The organism is Citrobacter sp. Marseille-Q3906, assembly GCF_916618775.1.
Lineage (GTDB): Bacteria > Pseudomonadota > Gammaproteobacteria > Enterobacterales > Enterobacteriaceae > Citrobacter > Citrobacter murliniae.
Map to the genome: position 1 here is coordinate 663,190 of NZ_CAKAKA010000003.1, position 25,058 is coordinate 688,247.

Sequence of the window (25,058 nt, forward strand, 5' to 3'; positions counted from 1 at the left end):
GTCCACGCAAATCATAAAAGTGTATACTCACGCACCCTTTTCAGGGATACGCCGAAATTTTACCATTCAGGAGGGCCGATGAGCCACATAGACAACGGTTTCCGTTCGCTGTCACTTAAACGTTTCCCGGAAACGGATGACGTTAACCCGCTGCTGGCGTGGGAAGCTGCAGATGAATATCTGCTGCAACAGCTGGATGATACCGAGATTAGCGGCCCGGTGATTATCCTGAATGATACTTTCGGCGCGCTGGGCTGTGCGCTGGCGGAACATACACCTTACAGCATTGGCGACTCCTATTTAAGCGAGCTGGCGACGCGTGAAAACCTGCGTCACAACGATATCGCGGAATCCAGCGTCAAGTTTCTTGATAGTACCGCTGAATACCCGCAAGCACCGGGTGTGGTGCTGATTAAGCTGCCAAAAACAATGGCTCTGCTGGAACAGCAACTGCGTGCACTGCGTGAGGTTGTTACGCCGCAAACGCGGATCATCGCTGGTGCGAAAGCGCGTGATATCCACACCTCGACGCTGGAGCTGTTTGAAAAGGTATTAGGCCCAACCACCACGACGCTGGCATGGAAAAAAGCCCGTCTGATCAACTGTACCTTTAGCAATCCTGAGCTGGCTGAAGCCTCACAAACGTTAAGCTGGAAGCTGGAAGGCACCGACTGGACTATCCACAACCACGCTAACGTGTTTTCACGCACCGGACTGGATATTGGCGCGCGTTTCTTTATTGAGCATCTGCCGGAAAATCTGGAAGGCGAAATTGTCGATCTCGGCTGTGGTAACGGCGTGATTGGCCTGACATTGCTGGAGAAAAACCCGCAAGCGAGCGTAGTGTTTGTTGATGAATCGCCAATGGCAGTGGCATCAAGCCGTCTGAACGTTGAAACCAACATGCCTGAAGCGCTGGATCGCTGTGAGTTTATGATCAACAACGCGCTCTCTGGCGTGGAACCTTTCCGTTTTAACGCCGTACTGTGTAACCCGCCGTTCCACCAGAAACATGCGCTGACTGATAACATCGCCTGGGAGATGTTTCACCATGCCCGCCGCTGCCTGAAGATCAACGGTGAGCTGTATATCGTGGCCAACCGCCACCTGGATTACTTCCACAAGCTGAAGAAGATTTTTGGCAACTGCGTCACCATCGCCACTAACAACAAATTTGTGGTGTTGAAAGCGGTTAAAACGGGCCGCCGCCGCTAAATTCGAGTGCCGGATGGCGGCGTAAATGCCGTATCCGGCCGACAAAAGCTTAAATCTCCAGCGCTACCCTGGTGCCTTGCGCAATAGCGCGTCGGGCATCCAGTTCCATCGCCACATCGCACCCGCCAATCAGATGCACCGTTTTACCTGCCGCATTCAGCGGATCGACCAGTTCGCGTTTGGGTTCCTGACCGGCGCAGATCACCACATGATCCACGTCGAAGATCAGCGGTTCACCGTTGATCAGTACGTGCAGTCCGTCATCGTCGATCTTTTGATAGCTCACTGATGGGATCATTTTTACGCCGCGTGAAAGCAGGGTGGCGCGATGGATCCAGCCCGTTGTTTTACCTAAGCCTTGTCCTGGTTTACTGGCCTTGCGTTGCAACATGACTATCTGACGTGGGCTGCGGGATAAATGCGGCCCTTCCAGGCGTAAACCGCCTGCCTGTTGCAGACTGGTGTCGATCCCCCATTCCACACAGAATTCAGCAATATTTTGACTGGTAGGGGAGCCCGGTTGGCTCAGATACATGGCGGTATCAAAACCGATCCCACCGCAGCCAATAATCGCGACGCGTTTGCCCACCGGCGCTTTATCGCGCAGGACGTCAAGATAGGTCAACACTTTTGGGTGATCAATACCGTCGATCGGCGGCATGCGTGGCTCGATCCCACTGGCGAGGATCACTTCATCAAATGCGTGCAGATCGTGTGCGGTGACAAAATGATTCAGTTTCAGCGTCACGCCGGTCACGTCGATCATTCGGCGGTAGTAGCGCAGCGTTTCATAAAACTCTTCTTTGCCGGGGATCTGTTTGGCGATATTAAACTGTCCGCCGATCTCACCATGCGCATCGAACAGCGTCACGTGATGCCCACGTGCAGCAGCGTTAATGGCAAAGGCGAGCCCCGCAGGGCCAGCACCGACAACCGCCAGGTTTTTCAGTTGAGTGGCCGGAAGGATCGGCATTTTGGTTTCATGGCAAGCGCGTGGGTTCACCAGGCAGGAAGTGACTTTGCCAACGAAGATCTGATCCAGGCAGGCCTGGTTGCAGCCGATACAGGTATTGATCTCATCCGCTCGTCCGGTTTGTGCTTTTGAAAGAAGTTCGGCATCGGCAAGGAACGGACGCGCCATCGATACCATATCGGCATCGCCGCGAGCCAGAATGTCGTCGGCCACGGTTGGATCGTTGATACGGTTCGTGGTGACCAATGGGATCGTCACATGGCCTTTCAGCTTACGTGTCACCCAGCTAAAAGCACCGCGTGGAACCGGCGTGGCGATGGTAGGTATACGTGCTTCATGCCAGCCAATACCAGTATTAATTATGGTGGCACCTACCTCTTCTATTGCCTGCGCCAGCTGGACCGTTTCGTCAAAGGTTCCACCATTTTCCACCAGGTCGAGCATCGACAGCCGAAAGATAATAATAAAGTCATTACCGGCACGTTGGCGTACCGCCCGAACAACCTCCACAGCAAAACGCATGCGATTGGTATAATCGCCTCCCCACTCGTCATTACGCTGGTTGGTGCGCAATGTCAGGAATTCGTTGATTAGATACCCTTCCGAACCCATCACTTCTACGCCGTCATAACCTGCTTCCCGCGCCAGTTGTGCGCAGTGAGCAAAATCCTCAATCAGTTGTAGAACTTCATCATGGGTCAGTTCATGCGGTGTAAAGCGGTTGATCGGGGCCTGAATGGCTGAAGGCGCGACCAGATGTGGCTGATAGCTGTAGCGCCCGGTATGCAGGATTTGTAGCGCAATTTTGCCACCTTCGTCGTGAACGGCATCAGTAATGATGCGATGGTGCGGCAACTGGCTGGTATCGTTCAGCGTCGCGCCACCCTCCATACCGACGCCAGATAATGCAGGAGCAATACCCCCGGTCACAATCAGGGCTACACCGTGGCGGGCGCGTTCGGCGTAGAACGCGGCCAGCCGTTCTGCACCATCGGGATACTCTTCCAGCCCGGTATGCATCGAACCCATCAGCACACGGTTTTTAAGCGTGGTGAATCCCAGATCGAGCGGGGCGAACAGCGACGGATAGCTCATAAAGGTGTCCAGTATGTAAAATTATTGTTATGTGGTCGGATGAGTTACTAATTTAGCTGGCGCTGCGTAAAAGGGAAAAGGGGAATGGCGTGATTGTGATGGGATTCAAAAAAGATGCGTATGCCTGCGAAGAAATTGCCGGATGGCAGTACTAACGCATCTACTCCGACCTACGGTATGGTGCTGCTGTAGGCTGGAGAAGGCGTAGCCGCCATCCGGCATCTGTCACACTTGCTCCACGCTCACCCGTAATGCAGCCAGGGCTTTGCGCGTTGATCGTATTACCAGTTCGCATTGCTCGATTGTTAATGTTAACGGCGGTTCGATACGGATCGTCTTTGCGTTATTCAGTGTTCCGGCCACCAGTACCCGCTGGCGGAACATCTCACTGGCAAAGTTGTAACCTATCTCATTATCGACAAATTCAATCGCCATTAGCATGCCTTTCCCACGTACGTCATGCACAAGGTCCGGGTATTCCCGCGCCAGCTGTCGGAAGCCATCCAGCAACATATCGCCTTTCTGTTCTGCCTGGGCTGGTAAATTTTGCTCCAGCAGAACATTGATAGTTGCCAGCGCCGCTGCACAGGAAAGCGGGTTGCCGCCAAAGGTGGTGGTGTGCAGGAAGGGGTTATCAAACAAAACGGAGAACACCTCTTCAGTCGCGATTGTCGCCCCAATGGGCATTACACCGCCGCCCAGCGCTTTTGCCAGACACATGATGTCGGGCTGCACGTTTTCGTGTTCGCAGGCGAACATCTTACCGGTACGCCCCATGCCTGTTTGTACTTCGTCGAGGATCATCAGCGCGCCAAACTCATCGCAGAGTTTACGTACGGCGGTCAAATACCCCTGCGGCGGTAGGATCACTCCGCCTTCACCCTGAATCGGCTCCAGAATAACGGCAGCCACATCGTCACCTGTTTTTTTACACTCGCTGAGTACGGTGCGCATCGCGTCAGTATCGCCAAAAGGAACATGACGGAAGCCCGGCAGCAGCGGCATAAATGGTTTACGGAAGGTGGATTTAGCCGTGGCGGACAGCGAGCCCAGCGATTTTCCGTGGAAAGCGCCACTGGTGGCAACAAACGTAAATTTGCCGCGCGGTGACTGGTACGCTTTCGCCAGCTTCAGTGCCGCTTCGACTGACTCGGTCCCACTGTTGCTGAAGAAACTGTATTTCAGCTTTCCGGGTGCCAGCGCGGCAAGCGTTTTTGCCAGCATGGCTCGTAATGGATCAAGCAATTCCTGGCTGTGCAGAGGTTGTTTCGCGAGTTGATTCTGTACGGCGGAGACCACTACTGGATTACGGTGCCCCACGTTGAAAATTCCAAAACCCCCCAGGCAATCGACAAACTCCTGTCCCTGGGTGTCGACAAGCGTATTCAGGCTTCCCGCTTGCCACTCTACGGCTCCGTAATCCCCGCCGGCAGTTACAGATTTTCGATACTCTAAAAACCCTGGATTAACATGCTCTTTGAAGTAATCAATCACCTCTCGGTTAAGTGCTTTCATCTCCTCATGATCAAGCGTTCGCTTCTCAATGAGATTCAGTGCGTGTGCGCTGCAGGCCAGAGCCGATGCGCTGGAAGGTAACCTGTTCAAAATATGCTCCCGGAGCTCGCGTATCACATGATACTGAATTAAGTATTGCAGGGATTGCGCCATCCCGGCGCGCTTAACGAAAATCGGGATAAACGCCAGGAAATAACTCGCTTGTGCAACATTTAATCTCAAACATTAACATTTGCTGGTATTTTGCCCAGGTTTACAGCCAGAAAACAGACGGGAAAAGTGGCCTACTGCGCTAAAAGTGGGCAAAAATTGCACTATTGCAGTGCGTGGAGTGAAGTGTTGTTGAATAGTTTCGTTACGAAAGTATTTTAAATCAATGAATTAGAAAACATACAGATTTTGAGGTTTAATCGCAAATTGCGATCTAAATCAAATTTAACAACTAAAGTTAAAAAGATTAGCGCCGAAATAACATAAGCCGAAAGAGTTAACAACCAGATAACCTGCACAGGACGCAACCATGTCTTCTCATCCCTACGTTAGTCAGCAAAATACACCGCTGGATGATGATATCACCCTCATGTCGACCACCGATTTACAAAGCTATATTACCCATGCGAACGATACCTTTGTTCAGGTCAGCGGCTATCAGCTGAATGAATTGCTCGGTAAGCCGCATAACCTGGTTCGTCATCCGGATATGCCAAAAGCGGCGTTTGCGGATATGTGGTACACGCTGCAGCAGGGCGAGCCGTGGAGTGGGATTGTGAAAAACCGGCGTAAAAATGGCGATCACTATTGGGTGAGAGCCAACGCGGTGCCGATGGTGCGGGATGGACATGTTACCGGGTATATGTCCATCCGGACCCGGGCGACGGATGAAGAGATCGCGGCGGTAGAGCCTTTATATAAGGCGCTGAATGAAGGGCGTTGTAACAGGCGTATTCATAAAGGGCTGGTGGTGCGTAAAGGCTGGCTGGGTAAACTCCCGTCGCTTCCGGTGCGCTGGCGGGTACGTAGTGTGATGGCATTGATGTTTGCCGTGCTGGCCGTTGCGTTGCAGCAGATGGGGGCTGAATGGCCGCTACTGCTGATGAGTGCGCTGGTGATGCTGGCTGGAACGACGATCTTCGAATGGCAAATTGTACGCCCAATCGAGAATGTTGCCCGTCAGGCGCTGAAAGTCGCGACCGGAGAGCGCAATAGCGTGTCGCACCTTAACCGCAGCGATGAATTGGGGCTGATGTTACGGTCAGTGGGGCAACTGGGATTAATGTGTCGCTGGCTTATCCATGATGTTTCAAGCCAGGTTTCCTGTGTGCGTAACGACAGCGAAACGCTGGCAAAAGGCAGTGATGATTTGAACCGGCACACGCAACAGACGGTAGAAAATGTGCAGGAAACGGTGACGACGATGAACCAGATGGCGGCGTCGGTGAAGCAAAACTCCGCGACAGCATCCGCTGCCGACAAGCTCTCCATTGCAGCCAGCAGTGCGGCAACGCAGGGTGGTGAGGCGATGGACACCGTCATTAAAACGATGGACGATATTGCTAATAGCACCCAGCGGATCGGCACTATCACTACTCTGATTAACGATATTGCCTTCCAGACTAACATTCTGGCGTTGAACGCAGCGGTTGAAGCCGCGCGAGCGGGTGAGCAGGGGAAAGGGTTCGCCGTGGTGGCGGGAGAGGTACGCCATCTTGCCAGCCGTAGCGCCAGTGCGGCGAATGACATCCGCAAATTGATCGATGCCAGCGCTGACAAAGTGCAGTCCGGTTCCGATCAGGTTCACGCTGCCGGGCGCACAATGGACGACATTGTGGCGCAGGTACAAAACGTTACCCAACTGATTGCCCAAATCAGCCACTCCACGCTGGAACAGGCGGATGGGCTTTCCAGCCTGACTCGCGCGGTGAATGAATTGAGCAGCATTACGCAGAAAAATGCAGAACTTGTCGAAGAGAGTGCCCACATTTCAGCGATGGTGAAACATCGTGCCGGGCGTCTGGAAGATGCCGTAACGGTCCTGCATTAACCTCAGGTGTGAAGGCGGAACAACGGGTTCCGCCTTTTGACCGGTTTGTTTTAATCTAACTGGGTGATGTCCAGTGAGGCACGATCGATAATACCGATGATTTTTTTGATCTGCGCATCGCTGGTATCACCATGATTAACCCGCAGATCCAGTACGGCCTTGAAGTTATCCAGCGCCCGTTTCATTTGCGGGTTTTTACGTAATTCAAAACCCACACAACGCGCTTTAATGCGTTCGTGGATATGTTCCAAATGCTCACGGTTTTCATCAAGCCACTGCTGACCTTGCGTGGTGATCGTTATCTGTTTACGTCCGCTTTCTTCATCGTTGATGACAATCAGTTCCTGGTCCTGCAAAAAATCCAGCGTCGGATAAATCACGCCGGGGCTTGGTGTGTAATTACCCTGGGTCAGTGTTTCGATGGCTTTGATCAGTTCATAGCCGTGGCTGGCATCGCGGGTCAAAATATCCAGAATCACCAGGCGCAATTCGCCGTGGCCGAAAAAGCGCTGACGACGGCCGCCGCCGCCCCGGCCATGGCGATGTCCGCAGCCGTGCTCGTGGTGGTGCTCTTTGTTACAACCTTCGTGGCGATGTTCTTCACTTTTGCAGCAACCCTGATGGTGATGCTCGGTGTCATGGCCTTCGTGGTGATGCCCTTCACCTTTGCAGCATCCTTCGTGTTGGTGTTCTGCATTTTTGCAGCAACCTTCATGTTGGTTTTGCATCATCTTCTCCTGATGTTATTTAGATATATCTAATTTATATCTAAAAATTGATGCTTTGCAAGAGTGTTATTTTTATTTATCATAATATATTGATTTTTATAGTTTTTAATTCGGTGTTGTCGTTCTGATAAGCAGAGCGAGACTATATCAAAAAAAGTGCTTGCAATATTTGTAACTAGCAATCATTATCATTTAAAAATTAAATTAGATATATCGTATTATTTTCACGAAGGCGGAAAAATGACAAAAAATACCCCACGCTACCCACAGCGCGTTCGTAATGAACTGCGCTTTCGCGAACTCTCAGTCCTGCGCGTTGAACGCATAAGCGCGGGTTTTCAGCGTATCGTTCTTGGCGGTGACGCACTGGATGGCTTTAGCTCACGCGGTTTTGATGATCACTCCAAAGTCTTTTTTCCTGAACCGGGTACGCATTTTGTGCCGCCAGTGGTGACGGATGAGGGCATTGTCTGGGCAGAGGGAGTCCGTCCTGCATCCCGGGATTACACGCCGCTGTATGATGAAGCGCGTCATGAGCTGGCGCTGGATTTCTTCATTCATGATGGTGGCGTGGCGAGTACCTGGGCGATGAACGCTCGTGAAGGTGACAAGCTGACAATCGGTGGACCACGCGGTTCTCTGGTGGTACCAGAAGACTATGCGTATCAGGTTTACGTGTGTGATGAGTCGGGAATGCCTGCTCTGCGCCGCCGCCTGGAAGCGCTGAGTCGTTTAGCGGTGCGTCCAGAGGTGACTGCACTGGTGAGCGTGCAGGATGCAGCCTGCCAGGATTATCTTTCCCACCTCGACGGGTTTGCTATCCAGTGGTTTGTCGGTCACAACGAGCAGGCGGTGAACGACGTGCTGGCGCAACTAAATGTACCTGCAGAAGATTATTTCATCTGGATAACAGGCGAAGGAAAAGTGGTGAAAAACCTGAGTGCCCGCTTTGAAACCGAGGAGTTCGATCAGCAACTGGTACGTGCAGCTGCTTACTGGCACCAACGCAAAGCCGCTGATCAATAATTAGACGGAGGAACGCCAAAGGCCTGGCGAAACGCGTAGCTAAATGCCGCGGTGCTCGAATAACCCACGTCGAGTGCGGCGGCGGTCACGCTTTTATTTTTTTTAAGCATTAATACGGATTCCAGAATCCGCATTTTTTGCTTCCAGACGCTGAAAGGTAATCCCGTTTCTTTTTTGAAATGGCGCGAAAATGTGCGAGGCGACATGCCGAGATGCTGCGCCCAGTACTCTAACGAATGCTCCAGCGCGGGGGATTCCTGTATTGTCCGGCAGATTTTTGTTAATTCGCGATCCTGTGGCCAGGGTAATACAAAGGCAACTTCCGGTAACTGCAAAATAATATCGACCAATACGCTGACCAGCTTCCCTTCTTTTGACTGACGATCGTAATGGCCCGAAATTAAGTTGGTCGCGTAATGAATAAACTCTCGGGCGAAATCACTGATGGCGACCACTTTACACTCATCAATACGTTTCTCCAGAAAGTCCGGTTTAATATCCAGATTCTCTAAATGAACATCATCCAGCGCCCACACCGCATGTTCAATATTATGAGGGATCCAGATTCCATAATGCGCGGGGATTATCCAGCATTTGCCGGCGACATCAATACGCATGCTTCCCTTGCGGGCAAAATGAAACTGGGTAAAAGAGTGTGAGTGCTGCGGTACATGGTTATTCGCTTCAAGGACATATGAGCGAAAGTAAACATCCTGCGGCAGTTCTGCCATTGAGTCATCCGGGAAGGAATTCCACTGTTTATGCTTGATGGTTTCCATAAAGAAATACGTAATGCTCCCGGTTATGTGGCCTCTACTCGATAGATCTTGTCCGCAAATCATAATACATACACTCTGTTTTCCATAATAATCTTGCCTAAGAATTATTAGCCCACTTTTGGTAAAGACCATGGACACGCTTTGTTCAGATGCTGTAATCGTAAATGAAACAAATGATAATTGGACGCGGATGGGGAAAGAGCTGCTCCAGCAGGCTGATATCCAGATCAATGGTTCGCGTGCCTGGGATATTCAACTTCATCATGCCGGTTTCTTTAAACGGGTACTGCAACAAGGTTCTTTAGGGCTTGGCGAAAGCTATATGGAAGGCTGGTGGGACTGCGAACGGCTCGATATTCTGTTCTGCAAGATCCTCAAAGCAAAACTCGATCAAAAAATGCCGGGCAATCTGAAAGATATTTTACGCATTGCCAGTGCACGCCTTTTTAATTTGCAGTCGCGCAGCCGGGCCTGGATTGTCGGCAAAGAGCATTATGATATTGGTAATGATCTCTTCGCCCTGATGCTTGATCCGTACATGCAATATTCCTGTGGCTACTGGAAAGATGCGACCTCATTAGAGGATGCGCAAAATGCCAAATTAAAAATGATCTGCGAGAAGTTGCAACTGAAGCCGGGGATGCGTTTACTGGATATCGGTTGCGGATGGGGTGGCCTGGCAGAATATGCAGCGCGCCATTATGGCGTGGCGGTAGAGGGTGTCACCATCTCGAAAGAGCAACAGAAAATGGCGCAGCAGCGCTGTGACGGGCTGGATGTCACCATTCTGCTTCAGGACTATCGTGACCTTGATAAGCACTACGATCGTATTGTCTCCGTGGGGATGTTCGAACATGTGGGGCCGAAAAACTACGATACCTATTTCAGTATCGCTGACCGCTGTTTAAAACCTGATGGCCTCTTTCTGCTTCACACCATTGGCAGCAATAAAAAAGGGATGAGTGTAGATCCGTGGATCAATAAATATATTTTCCCGAACGGATGTTTACCGGCGATATCGCATATTGCCGAGGCCAGTGAGTCGCGGTTTGTAATGGAGGACTGGCATAACTTCGGTAGTGATTATGATAAAACGCTGATGGCCTGGCACCAGCGTTTTAATCAGGCATGGCCAGAGTTGTCTTCACATTACTCCGCCACTTTTAGAAGAATGTTCAATTACTATTTATGCGCATGCGCCGGAGCTTTCCGCGCCCGAGACATTGAGCTTTGGCAGGTACTGTTTAGCCGTGGCGTCGAGGGCGGTATTCGCGTTTATCGCTAATAGGGTTAGTAGAGAGATTCATGCGAACTCGTGCCAACGCCTGTCGCATTTATCGAGAACATTTGATTCCTGAATCGAGTTCCGCTCACCGTAAAGCGCGCCCTGAGCCAGCATTCATGCTGGCTCTCCTGGCCTTACGGAAACGCGTCGGCAATTTTCAGCCGGACCCGCCACACCTCACCACCTGAGTTTTTTGAAGGACTATTTGAGAGCATTCTCTGCCAGCGCTTTAAACACCATCGCGACAGCATGTGCGCCGGGGTCCATATTACCGAGCAGGCTTTCGCTATTGAGGTAAGACGCGCGACCCGCGTTGGCTTTGCTCGACAGACAAGTGCGTTCTGCGCCAGCTTGTGCAGCCTCAAAAGCAGCTTGCAGGTTTTGCGGTTGTGCCAACAGAGAGGTTAGTGCGGGCTGCAACGCATCAATCATCGTGCGATCGCCTTCATCCGCGCCACCGTAAAACTTCATCTGAGCCAGACCCGTATTCAGCGCTTCGGCAACCTCAGCACCTTGTTCCAGTTTCTGCCCGGCTGCGGTAAAGAAGATGGACATCAGCACGCCGCTGGAACCTCCCATAACCACAGTCAGACGCTCCCCAATCAACGCGAACAGCGTGGCCAGATCAGCAAGCGGTAGTTGCTTACGCTGTAGCTGGTCGGCAATTTCACGTGCGCCTGCCGCAAAGGTTGAACCGGTATCACCATCACCCACTTTGGCATCCAGCGCGTTGAGATGTGCTTCCAGGCCGGAAAGCGTCCCGGTGACCTGTTCAATGATTCCGGCTACCAGCGCGTTCTCTGAAGGCTGGAATTCCACGCGTGCACTGCGCTGAGATGATGGCACGGTAGTGATTTCACGTGGTGGTACGGGGGTTGGCCAACTGGTGGTTTCCACCTCGGTTAACAGCGCTTTTTCGATGCTCTCTTCCAGCACGATGGCCGTCAGCGAAAAGCCTTTCATATCCAGAGCTGTGACCAGCGAGGCAGGGCCAATCAGCCAGTCGATGCGCGAGTGCAGTGGGCTGGTTGCCAGTTCGTGGGTCAGAATAGCCATTTCCGCAATCGACACGCCGCCGAGGTTATTAATCATCACTGCCAGGCGACCGGTTTCAGGCAGCACGGCAATCAGCTTATCTACCATCAGATTGACAATCTGCGCACTGTTTTGGGTGGAGATCACGGATGCGCCCGGCTCACCGTGAATACCCATTCCCAGTTCTGCATGCCCCGAATGATGACGTGGTGCAGTCTCGGTTTCCTGCGGCAGATGACAACTGGAGAGCGCAACACCAAGGCTGAAGGTGTTGTTTGCCGCATATTGCGCTTCACGCAGGACGGTGGCGAGGTTATAGCCGCGCTCGGCAAAATAGCCGGCAATTTTATGTACCAGAATAGTCCCGGCGATACCGCGAGGATGTTTGTTATCCGGCAGCGAAATGTCATCACCGACGATCAGCATCTCGACGTTATAGCCAAGCCGACGGGCTTTCTCTGCCGCAAGACCAAAGTTAAGACGGTCGCCAGTGTAATTCTTAACGATCAACAGGCAACCTGCGTCACCGGTTACCGCCTGAATGGCTGTCAGTACCGCATCCACGCTTGGCGAAGCAAATACGTCGCCACAGACAGCTGCGGTTAACATGCCCTTGCCGATAAACCCGACATGAGCGGGTTCGTGCCCTGAGCCACCGCCGGAGATCACTGCCACGTTATTTTTATTGAGGTCGCGACGTACCACGATACGAATGGCTGGATCGCTCTCCAGACGTGCCAGGTTGTTCCACGGGCTGGAGATGATCGTACCGTCGATAACGTCGTTTACGAGATGGTTGCGCTGATTAAAAAAGAATTGAGACATAACGGCTCCTGGAGATTAAGAGTAAAACAAACCCCCGGATGCATTGACATGGTGCGGAGGCGATGGAGAGATTTTGGCTGAGTCAGTGCGGAAAAAAACACATGCAAAATGAGTTTCATTACGGAACGTGAATGTTCTTTTTTGTTCCGAAATGGTACGTAATTGTGCGAAAAAATTACACAATGCGAACCCGAACAACTTTTTTCTCTTTGTATTAGAGAGGGTAATACGTTGCAGGATGCTATTTTCGGATGGTTACGACGGTGGTGGGGAGGAAACACAAAACCTGATTTTAGTTACCCGCGCGGCATCGGCGCTAAATGAGCGGATCGGGATCGCAAACCTTATTAATTTCAGGGCTAATCGTTCCAATATGGAACGTCAGTCATTTTTATCTGTTTCATATCAGAACAAAAAGACGAAAGATTTTTTTGTTCACGCCTCGCCATACAGTTATTGCATCGCTCCGGTACCCCTTCGTTTTGCTATCTACATCAGGCTAAACAGGTGAACGCCAGGGCTCATCATGTAAAAACATGTACTTATTTGAGGATGAAAGGAATGCTAAAAGTTATTCAATCTCCAGCCAAATATCTCCAGGGTCCTGACGCTTCTATCTTATTTGGTCAATACGCTAAAAATCTGGCGGACAGCTTTTTCGTGATTGCAGATGACTTCGTGATGAAGCTGGCGGGGGAGAAAGTGCTCAACGGCCTGCACAGCCACGACATTAGCTGTCATGCGGAACGCTTTAATGGTGAATGCAGCCATGTGGAAATTAATCGTCTGATTGCCATTTTGAAACAACATGGCTGCCGTGGCGTTGTGGGGATTGGCGGCGGGAAAACGCTGGATACAGCCAAAGCGATTGGCTATTACCAGAAGCTGCCGGTGGTGGTGATTCCGACTATTGCCTCTACTGATGCACCAACCAGTGCGCTGTCCGTTATCTATACTGAAGCCGGTGAGTTTGAAGAGTATCTGATCTACCCGAAAAACCCGGATATGGTGGTGATGGATACGGCGATTATCGCCAGGGCGCCGGTGCGTCTGCTGGTTGCCGGAATGGGCGATGCGCTTTCAACCTGGTTTGAAGCGAAAGCCTGTTACGATGCCAGAGCGACCAGCATGGCGGGCGGGCAGTCCACGGCGGCGGCACTGAGCCTGGCACGCCTGTGCTATGATACGTTGCTGGCAGAAGGCGAAAAGGCACGCTGCGCAGCGCAGGCTGGCGTGGTGACGGATGCACTGGAGCGTATCGTGGAAGCGAATACTTATCTCAGCGGCATCGGCTTTGAAAGCAGCGGTCTCGCGGGCGCACATGCGATCCATAACGGCTTCACGATTCTGGAAGAGTGCCACCATTTGTACCATGGTGAAAAAGTTGCGTTTGGTACGCTGGCACAACTGGTCCTGCAAAATAGCCCAATGGAAGAGATAGAAACCGTGCTGGATTTCTGCCAGAAAGTTGGCCTGCCGATCACGCTGGCGCAAATGGGCGTAAAAGAAGGCATCGACGACAAGATTCATGCCGTTGCCAAAGCGACCTGTGCGGAAGGTGAAACCATTCACAATATGCCGTTCCCGGTGACACCAGAAAGTGTTCATGCCGCTATTCTGACGGCGGACCTGCTGGGGCAGCAGTGGCTGGCACGTTAATCAGGCGTCGGTAAGCCTCTTTCCGGCATCTTTTCTCCCCTCTGACAGTCTCTGCCGGAGGGGTTGTCTATGGTAAAACAGCGGAAATGGATATGACGGCGCACACTCAGGACATCGGGAAGGAAGTCTCTTCGGTCATCGCCCAGTCATGGCATCGTTGCAGCAAGTTTATGCAGCGGGAAACGTGGCAGGCGCCGCATCAGGCGCAGGGACTGACTTTTGAGTCGATTTGTCGACGCAAGACCGCGCTGCTGACGATAGGCCAGGCTGCGCTGGAAGATGCCTGGGAGTTTATGGACGGACGTCCCTGCGCGCTGCTTATTCTGGATGAGTCTGCCTGTATTCTCAGCCGTTGCGGCGATCCACAGACGGTAGAACAACTGGCGGAACTTGGGTTTCTGGATGGTAGCTACTGTGCTGAGAGCATCATTGGCAGCTGTGCATTGTCGCTGGCGACAATGCCAGGACAACCGACAAAAACCAGCGGGGATCAGCACTTTAAACAGGCGCTACATCCGTGGTCATTTTGCTCAACGCCGGTGTTTGATAACCACGGGCGACTGTTTGGCTCGATTTCGCTTTGCTGCCTGGTGGAGCATGAATCCATTTCTGATTTATCGCTGACGCTGGCGATTGCCAGGGAAGTCGGTAATTCTTTGCTGACCGACAGCCTGTTAGCCGAATCTAACCGACATCTCAATCAGATGTACGGATTGCTGGAGAGTATGGATGATGGCGTGATGGCCTGGAACGAGCAGGGCGTACTGCAGTTTCTCAATGCACGCGCCGCCATGCTGTTGCATCTGGATGCCCAAGCCAGCCAGGGGAAAAACATTAATGACCTGGTCAATTTACCCACCCTGCTGCGTCGTGCGATTAAACATGCCCGCGGCCTGAATCACGTCGAAGTCACCTTTGAGAGTCAGCATCAGTTTGTTGATGCGGTCATTACTCTGAAGCCGATTGTAGAAGAACAGGGCAACAGCTTTATTTTGCTATTGCATCCGGTTGAGCAAATGCGTCAATTGATGACCAGTCAACTGGGCAAGGTTAGCCATACTTTTGAACAGATGTCGACGGATGATCCGGAAACCCGGCGTTTGATTCATTTTGGTCGCCAGGCGGCCAGGGGAAGTTTCCCGATCCTGTTGTGCGGTGAAGAGGGGGTGGGTAAAGAGCTTCTCAGTCAGGCCATTCACAATGAAAGCGAACGTGCCAGCGGCCCTTATATTGCCGTGAACTGCCAGTTGTATGCCAACAGCGTACTGGGGCAGGACTTTACGGGCAGTGCACCAACCGATGATGAAAATGGTCGACTGAGTCGCCTCGAACTGGCGAACGGTGGCACGCTGTTTCTGGAAAAAATTGAGTATCTGGCGCCGGAGCTACAATCTGCTCTGTTACAGGTGATCAAGCAGGGGGTGTTGACTCGCCTCGATGCCCGTCGGTTGATCCCGGTTGATGTGAAAGTGATCGCCACTACCACGGTAGATCTTGCTAATCTGGTGGAGCAAAACCGCTTTAGCCGCCAGCTGTATTACGCACTACACTCCTTTGAGATTGTTATTCCACCGCTGCGGGCGCGGCGTAACAGTATTCCGGCACTGATTCATACGCGCCTTAACAGCCTGAAGAAACGCTTTTCATCCTGTCTGAAACTGGACGACGACGCGCTGGCACAACTGGTAGCTTATTCGTGGCCGGGCAATGACTTCGAGCTAAACAGCATTATCGAGAATATCGCCATCAGCAGCGATAACGGCCATATTCGCCTGAGCAATCTGCCTGATTATCTGTTTGCCGAACGTCCAGGTCTGGAGGCCGCATCGTCGCTGCTTCCTGCCAGCCTGACGTTTACCGCCATCGAAAAAGAGGCGATCATCCACGCTGCTCGTGTTACCAGTGGGCGTGTGCAGGAGATGTCGCAACTGCTGAACATTGGGCGTACCACGCTGTGGCGCAAGATGAAACAGTACGACATCGATGCCAGCCAGTTTAAACGCAAACATCTGGAGTAGTTTCTTCAATTCTGGCCATTGAGAAGAGTGCATCCGATAAGCGATTGATGTAACGCTTAAGCTCTCCGCGTACGGCAATTGTTCTGTCCATTGCTGTGAGAATACGCTCCAGTCGTCGTGTCAGCGTTCGCGCAACGTGCAATTGCGCAGATGCCAGATTTCTCCCTGGAGTCACAAACTCTTTAAGCGGGCCACTTTGCGCCATATTGCGGTCAATCAGTTGCTCCAGTGTCTGAATATCCCCTTCGCCAATGGTCTGTTTTAAACGGGAAAGACCTTTTTCATCACTGGCTAGCTCGGCGCCCAGCACAAACAGTGTTTTCTGGATGGCGTGTAGATCCTGCTGTAGCTCTGTTTGCCGGGTCGTAGCGTAGCAGACGCCAAGCTGGGAAATCAGCTCATCTACGGTGCCGTAGGCATTAACGCGGATATCATCTTTGTCGATACGACTGCCGCCAAACAACGCGGTAGTGCCCTTATCGCCGGTTCGGGTATAGATGCGATACATTTATGTTATCTCACTGAAGGGAAGAACTTTGACCAGTTGACCGGCGTTGGCGCCAAGGGTGCGAACCTGTTCGATTCCGGCAGCGATATGCCCACAGACCAGCGCCCGACCCTCGGGTAACTGGGCATGGGTTAAGGCAATATCCCCCGTCACGCTGAGGCCGAGACCAACGCGCAGCGCCGAGCTTTTTGCTGCCCGTTTGCTGAGCGCCAACGCGCTCTCATTCTCGTCGTAACTGATGGCCTTGCAGGGGACGCCTTGCTCTTCCAGTCCCCAGCACAGCTCATCAAGCACGCGAGTATCCTGCCAGCGCGAGTGATAAAAAAGATGCACACCTGGAGATGAAAGTGACATTGCGTCCCCCCTTTTTCAGTCAGAACGCCTGGCGGAAGATTTCGGCAACCTCTTTCTCATTCCCTTTACGCGGGTTCGAGAACGCGTTGCCGTCTTTCAGCGCCATTTCCGCCATATACGGGAAATCTTCTTCTTTTACGCCAAGCTCGCGCAGATTCTGCGGAATCCCGATATCGGCAGAGAGGCGGGCAATCGCATGAATCGCCAGTTCAGCGGCGTCCATGGTGGACAGGCCATCTGTGTTCTCGCCCATAAAACCGGCGATATCAGCGAATTTTTCCGGGTTGGCAATCAGGTTATAACGCGCCACGTGTGGCAGCAGAACAGCATTTGCCACGCCGTGCGGCATGTCATACAGGCCACCTAGCTGGTGTGCCATGGCATGCACGTAGCCGAGGTTGGCGTTGTTAAAGGCCATACCCGCCAGCAGAGAGGCATAGGCCATATTTTCGCGGGCTTTCAGGTTGCTGCCCAGCGCGACGGCCTGACGTAAATTACGGGCGATCAGGCGAATCGCCTGGATAGCAGCGGCATCGGTGACCGGGTTGGCATCTTTTGAAATATACGCCTCAACGGCGTGAGTCAATGCATCCATCCCGGTGGCGGCGGTGAGTGGTGCAGGCTTTCCGAGCATCAGCAGTGGATCATTAATAGAGACAGACGGCAGGTTGCGCCAGCTGACAATAACGAATTTCACTTTTGTTTTGGTGTTAGTCAGCACGCAGTGGCGGGTCACTTCGCTGGCGGTACCGGCGGTGGTATTGACCGCAACGATTGGAGGCAGCGGGTTGGTCAGTGTTTCAATTCCGGCATAGCTGTAGAGATCGCCTTCATGAGTGGCGGCGATGCCAATGCCTTTACCGCAGTCGTGCGGGCTACCGCCACCGACGGTGACGATAATATCGCACTGCTCTTTACGAAAAACTGCCAGGCCATCACGTACGTTGGTGTCTTTAGGATTCGGCTCGACGCCATCAAAAACCACTACCTCAATACCTGCTTCACGCAGATGGCTGAGGGTTTTATCTACCGCACCGTCTTTAATTGCCCGCAGGCCTTTATCAGTAACCAGCAGTGCTTTTTTCCCACCCAGTAGTTTGCAGCGTTCGCCGACGACGGAAATAGCATTAGGGCCAAAAAAGTTCACATTTGGCACCAGGTAATCAAACATACGATAGCTCATAATATACCTTCTTAAGTTTAATTTATAATTCAGAGAAGCAATTCAGTGCGCTTTGGGCTAATAACATATCCTGTTCAACAGTGCCGCCACTGACGCCGACAGCACCGATTGTTTTTCCGTTTGATATGACAGGCAAGCCGCCGCCAAAAATAACTATTCGCTGTTGGTTGGTTAGCTGTAAACCATATAGAGAAGCACCAGGCTGTACCGCATCAGTAATTTCGTGAGTACCTTGTCGCAGGCAGCAGGCGGTATACGCTTTATTGAGAGAAATGTCACAACTGGTGATAAACGCCTCGTCCATACGTTGCATCAGCAGCGCATTTCCGCCGTGATCAACAACAGAAAAGACCACCGGAACGTTGATTTCATGCGCTTTCGCCTCGACTGTGGCTGCCATTTTCTTTGCTGCCGCCAGTGTGATGGTGGCGATTGGTTGGGTCTTATTCACATTATCTCCTGACAAGATTGTAGGGCTGAGGTCGCGAAAAATATTGTGCGTCAGCTATTTTTTTTAGTGGGTTTTCTTTATTCTCGCGCTGCGTGTTATTAAGTCAATAGGGTGAGGTTTTCTAAAAAATTAAGTTTATTTACTGCTTTTGGCATTTGTTGATAATGATCATTTAACCCTGTCACAATTCGCTGTGAATATTTCAGATAGCCGTTTCAATGTGGAACGGAGAAGTTTAATTACGTACCAAATTGGAACGAAATTAATTTAATTTTTTTATTGGTCTGCTCATTTAAAGTTCGGCTATTGCTGATGAAAGGCGATTGCCGGGGATTTAATCCTCCGGCGATCTGGCCCAGCGTCTCTATTCTTTATCTTTTGAGTCTATAAATTATGAGAAGATCAAAACGATTCGAAGCCCTTGCCCGGCGGCCTGTAAACCAGGATGGGCTTATTGGCGAATGGCCGGAAGAAGGGCTAATCGCCATGGAAAGCCCCTACGATCCGGCGTCGTCGGTGAAGGTGGAAAATGGTCGTATTGTTGAGCTGGACGGCAAGAGCCGCGCACAGTTCGACATGATTGACCGTTTTATTGCCGACTATGCCATTAATGTCTCCCGGACAGAGCAAGCGATGCAGCTCGATGCGCTGGACATAGCCAGAATGCTGGTGGATATCCACGTCAGTCGGGAAGAGATTATTGCGATTACCACCGCAATCACCCCGGCGAAGGCGGTGGAAGTGATGGCGCAAATGAACGTGGTGGAGATGATGATGGCGCTGCAAAAAATGCGTGCCAGACGGACTCCCTCAAACCAGTGCCACGTCACCAACCTGAAAGATAATCCGGTCCAGATTGCCGCCGACGCTGCCGAGGCGGGGATCCGTGGCTTTTCCGAACAGGAAACGACAGTGGGTATCGCTCGCTATGCGCCGTTTAACGCACTGGCGCTACTGGTTGGCTCACAGTGTGGTCGCCCTGGCGTGCTTACGCAATGTTCTGTTGAAGAAGCCACGGAGCTGGAACTGGGGATGCGTGGATTCACCAGTTACGCCGAAACGGTATCGGTATACGGGACTGAGTCGGTGTTTACCGATGGCGATGATACCCCATGGTCAAAAGCCTTTCTCGCCTCGGCTTATGCTTCTCGCGGACTGAAAATGCGCTATACCTCCGGTACTGGATCTGAAGCGCTGATGGGTTATTCAGAAAGTAAATCAATGCTCTATCTCGAGTCGCGCTGCATTTTTATCACCAAGGGAGCGGGCGTTCAGGGGCTGCAAAACGGTGCGGTTAGTTGTATCGGGATGACCGGCGCGGTGCCGTCGGGGATCCGCGCGGTGCTGGCGGAAAACCTGATTGCCTCGATGCTCGACCTTGAAGTGGCATCAGCGAATGACCAGACCTTCTCGCACTCCGATATTCGTCGCACCGCGCGCACCTTGATGCAGATGTTACCCGGCACCGACTTTATCTTCTCCGGCTACAGCGCAGTACCGAACTACGACAATATGTTTGCCGGCTCGAACTTTGACGCCGAAGACTTCGATGATTACAACATTCTGCAGCGCGATCTGATGGTTGACGGTGGTCTGCGTCCGGTCACTGAAGAGGAAACCATCGCTATCCGTAATAAAGCCGCCCGCGCCATTCAGGCGGTATTCCGCGAGCTGGGCCTGCCGCTGATTAGTGATGAGGAAGTTGAAGCCGCGACCTATGCCCACGGCAGCAAAGATATGCCTGCGCGCAATGTCGTGGAAGATCTGGCAGCGGTGGAAGAGATGATGAAGCGCAATATTACCGGGCTGGATATTGTTGGTGCATTAAGCGCCAGTGGCTTTGAAGATATCGCCAGCAATATTCTCAATATGTTGAGACAGCGTGTCACCGGCGATTACCTGCAAACATCTGCCATTCTTGACCGTCAGTTCGATGTGGTTAGCGCCGTCAACGATATCAATGATTATCAGGGGCCTGGCACCGGCTATCGCATTTCCGCTGAACGCTGGGCGGAAATTAAAAACATTGCGGGCGTGGTTCAGCCCAACTCCATTGAATAAGGCGGTACTCCTGTGGAATGCACAACTGAACGTAAGCCAGTTTTCACATTGCAGGTCAGTGAAGGAGAGGCGGCAAAGGCAGACGAACGCGCAGATGAGGTGGTGATTGGCGTTGGTCCGGCCTTTGATAAATACCAGCATAAAACCCTGATTGATATGCCGCACAAGGCGATCCTGAAAGAGCTGGTTGCCGGGATTGAAGAAGAGGGACTGCATGCGCGGGTGGTCAGGATCCTGCGTACCTCGGATGTTTCGTTTATGGCCTGGGATGCGGCGAACCTTAGCGGTTCCGGCATTGGTATTGGTATCCAGTCAAAAGGAACAACGGTTATTCATCAGCGCGATTTACTGCCGCTGAGCAACCTTGAGCTTTTTTCTCAGGCACCGCTACTGACGCTGGAAACCTACCGGCAGATCGGCAAGAACGCTGCGCGTTATGCGCGTAAAGAGTCACCCTCGCCTGTTCCGGTGGTGAATGATCAGATGGTGAGGCCGAAATTTATGGCTAAAGCCGCGCTGTTTCATATTAAAGAAACCAAACATGTGGTGCAGGACGCCTCTCCTGTCACGCTGCACGTTGCATTAGTAAGGGAATGACCATGAGCGAAAACATCATGACCGCGCAGGATTATCCGTTAGCGACTCGTTGTCCGGAGAAAATCCTTACGCCTACCGGTAAACCGTTAACTGACATCACCCTTGAGAATGTGTTGGCGGGGCGTGTGGGATCGCAGGATGTGCGTATTTCTCAGCAAACGCTGGAGTATCAAGCACAGATAGCTGAGCAAATGCAGCGTCACGCCGTTGCGCGCAATTTCCGTCGTGCGGCGGAACTGATTGCCATTCCGGATGCCCGTATTCTGGAAATTTACAACGCGCTACGCCCGTTTCGCTCTTCAATGACGGAATTACTGGCTATTGCTGATGAGCTTGAACACACCTGGCACGCTACGGTGAATGCCGGTTTTATCCGTGAGTCAGCAGAGGTGTATCAGCAGAGAAACAAGCTGCGGAAAGGCAGCCAATAACGGAGGCAGTATGTCGTTAGTTGCGGGGATTGATATCGGCAACGCCACGACAGAAGTGGCGCTGGCACAGCGTGGCAGGTTTGTCGCCAGCGGGATTGTCGCCACGACGGGTATGAAAGGCACGCGGGACAACATCGCCGGGGTGATAGCCTCTTTGCAGCAGGCGCTGGATAAAACGCCATGGTCACTTAGCGATGTGGTGAAAGTTTGCATCAACGAGGCCGCACCAGTGATTGGCGATGTCGCGATGGAAACGATCACTGAAACCATCATTACAGAATCGACAATGATTGGCCATAACCCACAAACTCCGGGTGGCGTTGGGGTAGGGATGGGTACCACTATCGCTCTGGAAAAGTTGGCTTTGTTAAACAAAGATCAGTTTGCGCAGGGCTGGATCCCGTTGGTTGGTGAAAAGATAGATTTTCTCGAGGCGGTCTGGTTGTTGAATGAGGCACTGGATCGTGGTGTTAACGTCGTGGCGGCGATCCTAAAAAAGGATGATGGCGTGCTGGTTAACAATCGCCTACACCGAACATTGCCGGTAGTCGATGAAGTGACGCTGCTGGAAAAGGTACCGGAAGGTGTGCTGGCTGCGGTGGAAGTCGCTGCGGCAGGGCAGGTTGTTCGGGTGCTGTCGAATCCCTACGGTATCGCCACCTTCTTTGGCCTGACGCCTGAGGAGACCCAGACGATCGTGCCGATCGCCAGGGCGCTGATTGGCAATCGTTCCGCCGTGGTGTTGAAAACGCCGCAGGGGGATGTTCAGTCGCGAGTGATCCCGGCAGGAAAGATCTTTATCAGCGGAGAAAAGCGCAGTGGCGAAGCCGATGTGTCGCAAGGGGCACAGGCGATTATGCAGGCGATGAACGGATGTGCTCCTGTACGCGATATTCGTGGTGAGGCTGGTACGCACGCGGGCGGTATGCTTGAGCGCGTGCGTAAGGTGATGGCCTCGTTGAGCGGCCACGATATGAACACAGTACATATCCAGGATCTGTTGGCGGCAGATACCTTTATCCCCCGTAAAGTCCTGGGCGGTATCGCCGGGGAACATTCGATGGAGAATGCCGTTGGCATTGCGGCGATGGTGAAATCCGATCGGTTACAGATGCAGGCGATCGCCAGCGAACTGAGTACGCGACTGGGTACGTCCGTTGAAGTTGGCGGTGTGGAGGCCAATATGGCAGTAGCTGGGGCGTTGACCACTCCCGGATGTGCAGCACCACTGGCGATCCTTGATTTAGGCGCAGGATCTACCGATGCCGCCATTATTAATGGTGATGGTGTCGTTAAGGCGGTGCATCTGGCAGGAGCAGGAAACATGGTCAGTTTACTGATTAAAACGGAGCTGGGGCTGAACGATCCTTTTCTGGCTGAGGAGATTAAGAAATACCCGCTGGCGAAAGTGGAGAGTCTGTTCAGTATTCGTCACGAGAATGGTGCAGTGGAGTTTTTTCGCGAGCCGCTAAGTCCCTCTGTTTTCGCCAAAGTGGTATATCTGAAAGATGGTGAACTTATCCCTATTGATAACCAGACGTCGCTGGAGAAAATCCGCCTGGTGCGTCGTCAGGCAAAGGATAAGGTCTTTGTGACTAATTGCCTGCGCGCGTTGCGCCAGGTCTCACCCGGCGGCTCTATCCGCGATATTACCTTTGTGGTGCTGGTGGGGGGCTCATCGCTGGATTTTGAAATCCCACAAATGATCACCGAAGCGCTGTCGCATTACGGCGTCGTTGCCGGTCAGGGCAATATTCGAGGCACAGAAGGGCCGCGCAATGCGGTGGCAACCGGGCTGGTTTTAGCCGACGAAGCGTAACAATAGTGCAGAAAATCGCCACCGCAAGCGTTTGGCTGAGGCATGAATCAAATAAAGGTAACGTTCTCTTTGATATCCCGGCTGACTTGGGTTCATATTATAAAAGTGTTTATTACGCGGTTAATTTTAAGGATAAGAGCATGCCAACAGCAATTGAGAAAGCATTGGATTTTATTGGTGGTATGAACACATCGGCGTCAGTACCACATTCAATGGATGAAAGTACGGCCAAGGGAATTTTAAAATATTTGAATGAGTTAGGTGTGCCAGCTAGCGCAGCCGATATTATGGCTCGCGGTGAACAAGAGGGATGGAATCCAGAGTTCACGAAAAAAGTGGCCGGATGGGCAGAAAAAATTGCCTCCGGTAATCGTATCCTCATCAAGAATCCTGAGTTTTTTACAGCCTACATGCAGGAACAGCTCCAGGCGTTAGTGTGAGCTGATCGTTTGAATTAGACGCTAACCGGACGTTTCCACTTTCAGAGTGGTGGCGTCCAAAAGCGTTATCAACATGCTGGTGAGTACGGATTATCACTGTACTGCTCAGGACTCCATCGACATCCCCCAGTTTTTTCCGATCGTCATTACCTGTTCAGGTATACAAATTTCAGTTTCGTTATTGATTAGCGCCTCCTCTGGGGACTTGCCCAAATATTCAGAGAGCACACAAAACAAAAAGGACCTGCGATTGCTCGCAAGTCCTTGAAATTTGGTGGCCCCTGCTGGACTTGAACCAGCGACCAAGCGATTATGAGTCGCCTGCTCTAACCACTGAGCTAAGGGGCCGTGGCGGTGGATTATAAAGTAACTCTGTGCTGCAATCCAGCCATAAGCGTACGGATGCTGTTTTTATAAACAATGTATTTTCAGTCCGTTATACTTGTCCATTGATGTATTGCTGGGAGTGATTATGGTTAAGGACATACTGGCGCCGGGGCTGCGAGTGATTTTTTGCGGCATCAATCCGGGGCTATCTTCGGCGGGGACAGGGTTTCCATTTGCACATCCTGCAAACCGCTTCTGGAAAGTCATCCATCAGGCGGGATTTACCGATCGCCAGCTAAAGCCGGAAGAGGCGGAACATTTGCTGGATTTCCGCTGTGGTGTTACCAAATTTGTCGACAGACCGACGGTACAGGCCAATGAAGTGAAACTACAGGAAATGCGTAGCGGTGGCCGTAAACTCATTGAGAAAATTGAAGACTATCAGCCTTCGGCGTTAGCTATTCTGGGTAAACAGGCGTTTGAACAAGGTTTCAGCCAGCGTGGAGCGCAGTGGGGAAAACAGACGTTCACGATTGGTGGTACGCAGATCTGGGTGTTGCCAAACCCCAGCGGGTTGAGCCGGATTTCGCTGGAAAAGCTGGTGCAAGCGTATCGGGAATTAGATGATGCCCTGGTTGTTCGCGGGCTGTAAAGAAAAACGCCACCTTGCGGTGGCGTTTGTGCTTATACGGC

General features: G+C 52.0%; 21 protein-coding genes and 1 tRNA gene. 12 read left to right on the forward strand and 10 right to left on the reverse strand.

What is annotated here, in order from left to right:
* Nucleotides 1-78: 78 nt before the first annotated feature.
* Nucleotides 79-1,215, forward strand: coding sequence for a 23S rRNA (guanine(1835)-N(2))-methyltransferase RlmG (gene rlmG, locus LG384_RS20580; RefSeq protein ID WP_045447841.1), 1,137 nt, complete (start codon nt 79-81; stop codon nt 1,213-1,215).
* Between the two features lie 49 nt (nt 1,216-1,264).
* Here rlmG and LG384_RS20585 read toward each other — a convergent pair whose 3' ends face one another.
* Together LG384_RS20585 and ygjG are read right to left on the reverse strand one after the other, a co-directional pair.
* Nucleotides 1,265-3,283, reverse strand: a complete 2,019-nt coding sequence (locus tag LG384_RS20585; RefSeq protein WP_225761434.1) for an FAD-dependent oxidoreductase — start codon at nt 3,281-3,283, stop codon at nt 1,265-1,267.
* 225 nt (nt 3,284-3,508) lie between these two features.
* Nucleotides 3,509-4,888, reverse strand: coding sequence for a putrescine aminotransferase (ygjG, locus tag LG384_RS20590; protein WP_167493934.1), 1,380 nt, complete (start codon nt 4,886-4,888; stop codon nt 3,509-3,511).
* A gap of 430 nt (nt 4,889-5,318) precedes the next feature.
* On the opposite strand from ygjG, the gene LG384_RS20595 reads away from it, so the two are divergent.
* Nucleotides 5,319-6,839 (forward strand): PAS domain-containing methyl-accepting chemotaxis protein, encoded by a 1,521-nt coding sequence (locus LG384_RS20595; protein WP_225761435.1) that lies wholly within the window; start codon nt 5,319-5,321, stop codon nt 6,837-6,839.
* Between the two features lie 50 nt (nt 6,840-6,889).
* Here the strand turns inward: LG384_RS20595 and LG384_RS20600 are convergent, their stop codons facing one another.
* Complete coding sequence (locus tag LG384_RS20600) at nt 6,890-7,570, reverse strand: PadR family transcriptional regulator (protein ID WP_167493935.1); 681 nt, start codon at nt 7,568-7,570, stop codon at nt 6,890-6,892.
* 237 nt (nt 7,571-7,807) lie between these two features.
* Between LG384_RS20600 and LG384_RS20605 the strand changes: the two genes are divergently transcribed.
* Nucleotides 7,808-8,593, forward strand: coding sequence for a siderophore-interacting protein (locus tag LG384_RS20605; RefSeq protein WP_225761436.1), 786 nt, complete (start codon nt 7,808-7,810; stop codon nt 8,591-8,593).
* Here LG384_RS20605 and LG384_RS20610 read toward each other — a convergent pair.
* Complete coding sequence (locus tag LG384_RS20610) at nt 8,587-9,435, reverse strand: helix-turn-helix domain-containing protein (protein WP_370637236.1); 849 nt, start codon at nt 9,433-9,435, stop codon at nt 8,587-8,589. The genes LG384_RS20605 and LG384_RS20610 overlap by 7 nt on opposite strands.
* 67 nt (nt 9,436-9,502) lie before the next feature.
* Between LG384_RS20610 and cfa the strand changes: the two genes are divergently transcribed.
* A complete protein-coding gene (gene cfa, locus LG384_RS20615) occupies nt 9,503-10,657 on the forward strand; it encodes a cyclopropane fatty acyl phospholipid synthase (protein WP_045447821.1) in 1,155 nt (384 codons plus the stop codon).
* Nucleotides 10,658-10,858: 201 nt separating this feature from the next.
* Here cfa and LG384_RS20620 read toward each other — a convergent pair whose 3' ends face one another.
* Complete coding sequence (locus tag LG384_RS20620) at nt 10,859-12,517, reverse strand: glycerone kinase (RefSeq protein ID WP_045447818.1); 1,659 nt, start codon at nt 12,515-12,517, stop codon at nt 10,859-10,861.
* Between the two features lie 561 nt (nt 12,518-13,078).
* On the opposite strand from LG384_RS20620, the gene LG384_RS20625 reads away from it, so the two are divergent.
* Nucleotides 13,079-14,176: a glycerol dehydrogenase gene (locus LG384_RS20625; protein ID WP_225761438.1), complete on the forward strand. Its 1,098-nt coding sequence runs from the start codon at nt 13,079-13,081 to the stop codon at nt 14,174-14,176.
* 92 nt (nt 14,177-14,268) lie between these two features.
* Nucleotides 14,269-16,194, forward strand: coding sequence for a dihydroxyacetone kinase operon transcriptional regulator DhaR (gene dhaR, locus LG384_RS20630; RefSeq protein ID WP_225761439.1), 1,926 nt, complete (start codon nt 14,269-14,271; stop codon nt 16,192-16,194).
* Here dhaR and LG384_RS20635 read toward each other — a convergent pair.
* Genes LG384_RS20635 through LG384_RS20650 form a run of 4 tightly spaced genes read right to left on the reverse strand, consistent with a single transcriptional unit; the run spans nt 16,172 to nt 18,690 of the window.
* On the reverse strand, nt 16,172-16,702 hold the full coding sequence (locus tag LG384_RS20635; RefSeq protein ID WP_225761440.1) for a cob(I)yrinic acid a,c-diamide adenosyltransferase: 531 nt from the start codon (nt 16,700-16,702) through the stop codon (nt 16,172-16,174). The two genes, dhaR and LG384_RS20635, sit on opposite strands and share 23 nt — an antisense overlap.
* Entirely contained in the window at nt 16,703-17,056 is a 354-nt protein-coding gene (locus tag LG384_RS20640) for a glycerol dehydratase reactivase beta/small subunit family protein (RefSeq protein ID WP_225761441.1), read from the reverse strand.
* 19 nt (nt 17,057-17,075) lie between these two features.
* Complete coding sequence (gene dhaT, locus LG384_RS20645; protein ID WP_225761442.1) at nt 17,076-18,239, reverse strand: 1,3-propanediol dehydrogenase; 1,164 nt, start codon at nt 18,237-18,239, stop codon at nt 17,076-17,078.
* Between the two features lie 22 nt (nt 18,240-18,261).
* The gene (locus tag LG384_RS20650) at nt 18,262-18,690 is read right to left on the reverse strand and encodes a heme-binding protein (protein ID WP_225761443.1); all 429 of its coding nucleotides are present in this window, start codon (nt 18,688-18,690) and stop codon (nt 18,262-18,264) included.
* Nucleotides 18,691-19,083: 393 nt separating this feature from the next.
* On the opposite strand from LG384_RS20650, the gene LG384_RS20655 reads away from it, so the two are divergent.
* The 5 genes from LG384_RS20655 to LG384_RS20675 all read left to right on the forward strand — a co-directional run bounded on the left by LG384_RS20655 (nt 19,084) and on the right by LG384_RS20675 (nt 24,038).
* Entirely contained in the window at nt 19,084-20,751 is a 1,668-nt protein-coding gene (locus LG384_RS20655; RefSeq protein WP_045447796.1) for a propanediol/glycerol family dehydratase large subunit, read from the forward strand.
* Nucleotides 20,752-20,763: 12 nt separating this feature from the next.
* Nucleotides 20,764-21,348 (forward strand): propanediol/glycerol family dehydratase medium subunit, encoded by a 585-nt coding sequence (locus tag LG384_RS20660; protein ID WP_048220523.1) that lies wholly within the window; start codon nt 20,764-20,766, stop codon nt 21,346-21,348.
* A 2-nt stretch (nt 21,349-21,350) separates the two neighbouring features.
* Nucleotides 21,351-21,779 carry a glycerol dehydratase small subunit DhaB3 gene (locus LG384_RS20665; RefSeq protein WP_045447790.1) on the forward strand — a complete coding sequence of 143 codons (429 nt, stop codon included), beginning with the start codon at nt 21,351-21,353 and terminating at the stop codon, nt 21,777-21,779.
* Between the two features lie 10 nt (nt 21,780-21,789).
* On the forward strand, nt 21,790-23,598 hold the full coding sequence (locus LG384_RS20670; RefSeq protein ID WP_225761444.1) for a diol dehydratase reactivase subunit alpha: 1,809 nt from the start codon (nt 21,790-21,792) through the stop codon (nt 23,596-23,598).
* Nucleotides 23,599-23,738: 140 nt separating this feature from the next.
* On the forward strand, nt 23,739-24,038 hold the full coding sequence (locus tag LG384_RS20675) for a DUF1889 family protein (RefSeq protein WP_045449790.1): 300 nt from the start codon (nt 23,739-23,741) through the stop codon (nt 24,036-24,038).
* Between the two features lie 272 nt (nt 24,039-24,310).
* Here the strand turns inward: LG384_RS20675 and LG384_RS20680 are convergent.
* A tRNA-Ile gene (locus LG384_RS20680) sits at nt 24,311-24,386 on the reverse strand.
* A gap of 124 nt (nt 24,387-24,510) precedes the next feature.
* Between LG384_RS20680 and mug the strand changes: the two genes are divergently transcribed.
* Nucleotides 24,511-25,017: a G/U mismatch-specific DNA glycosylase gene (gene mug, locus LG384_RS20685; protein ID WP_045447729.1), complete on the forward strand. Its 507-nt coding sequence runs from the start codon at nt 24,511-24,513 to the stop codon at nt 25,015-25,017.
* The last annotated feature ends 41 nt before the right edge of the window (nt 25,018-25,058 follow it).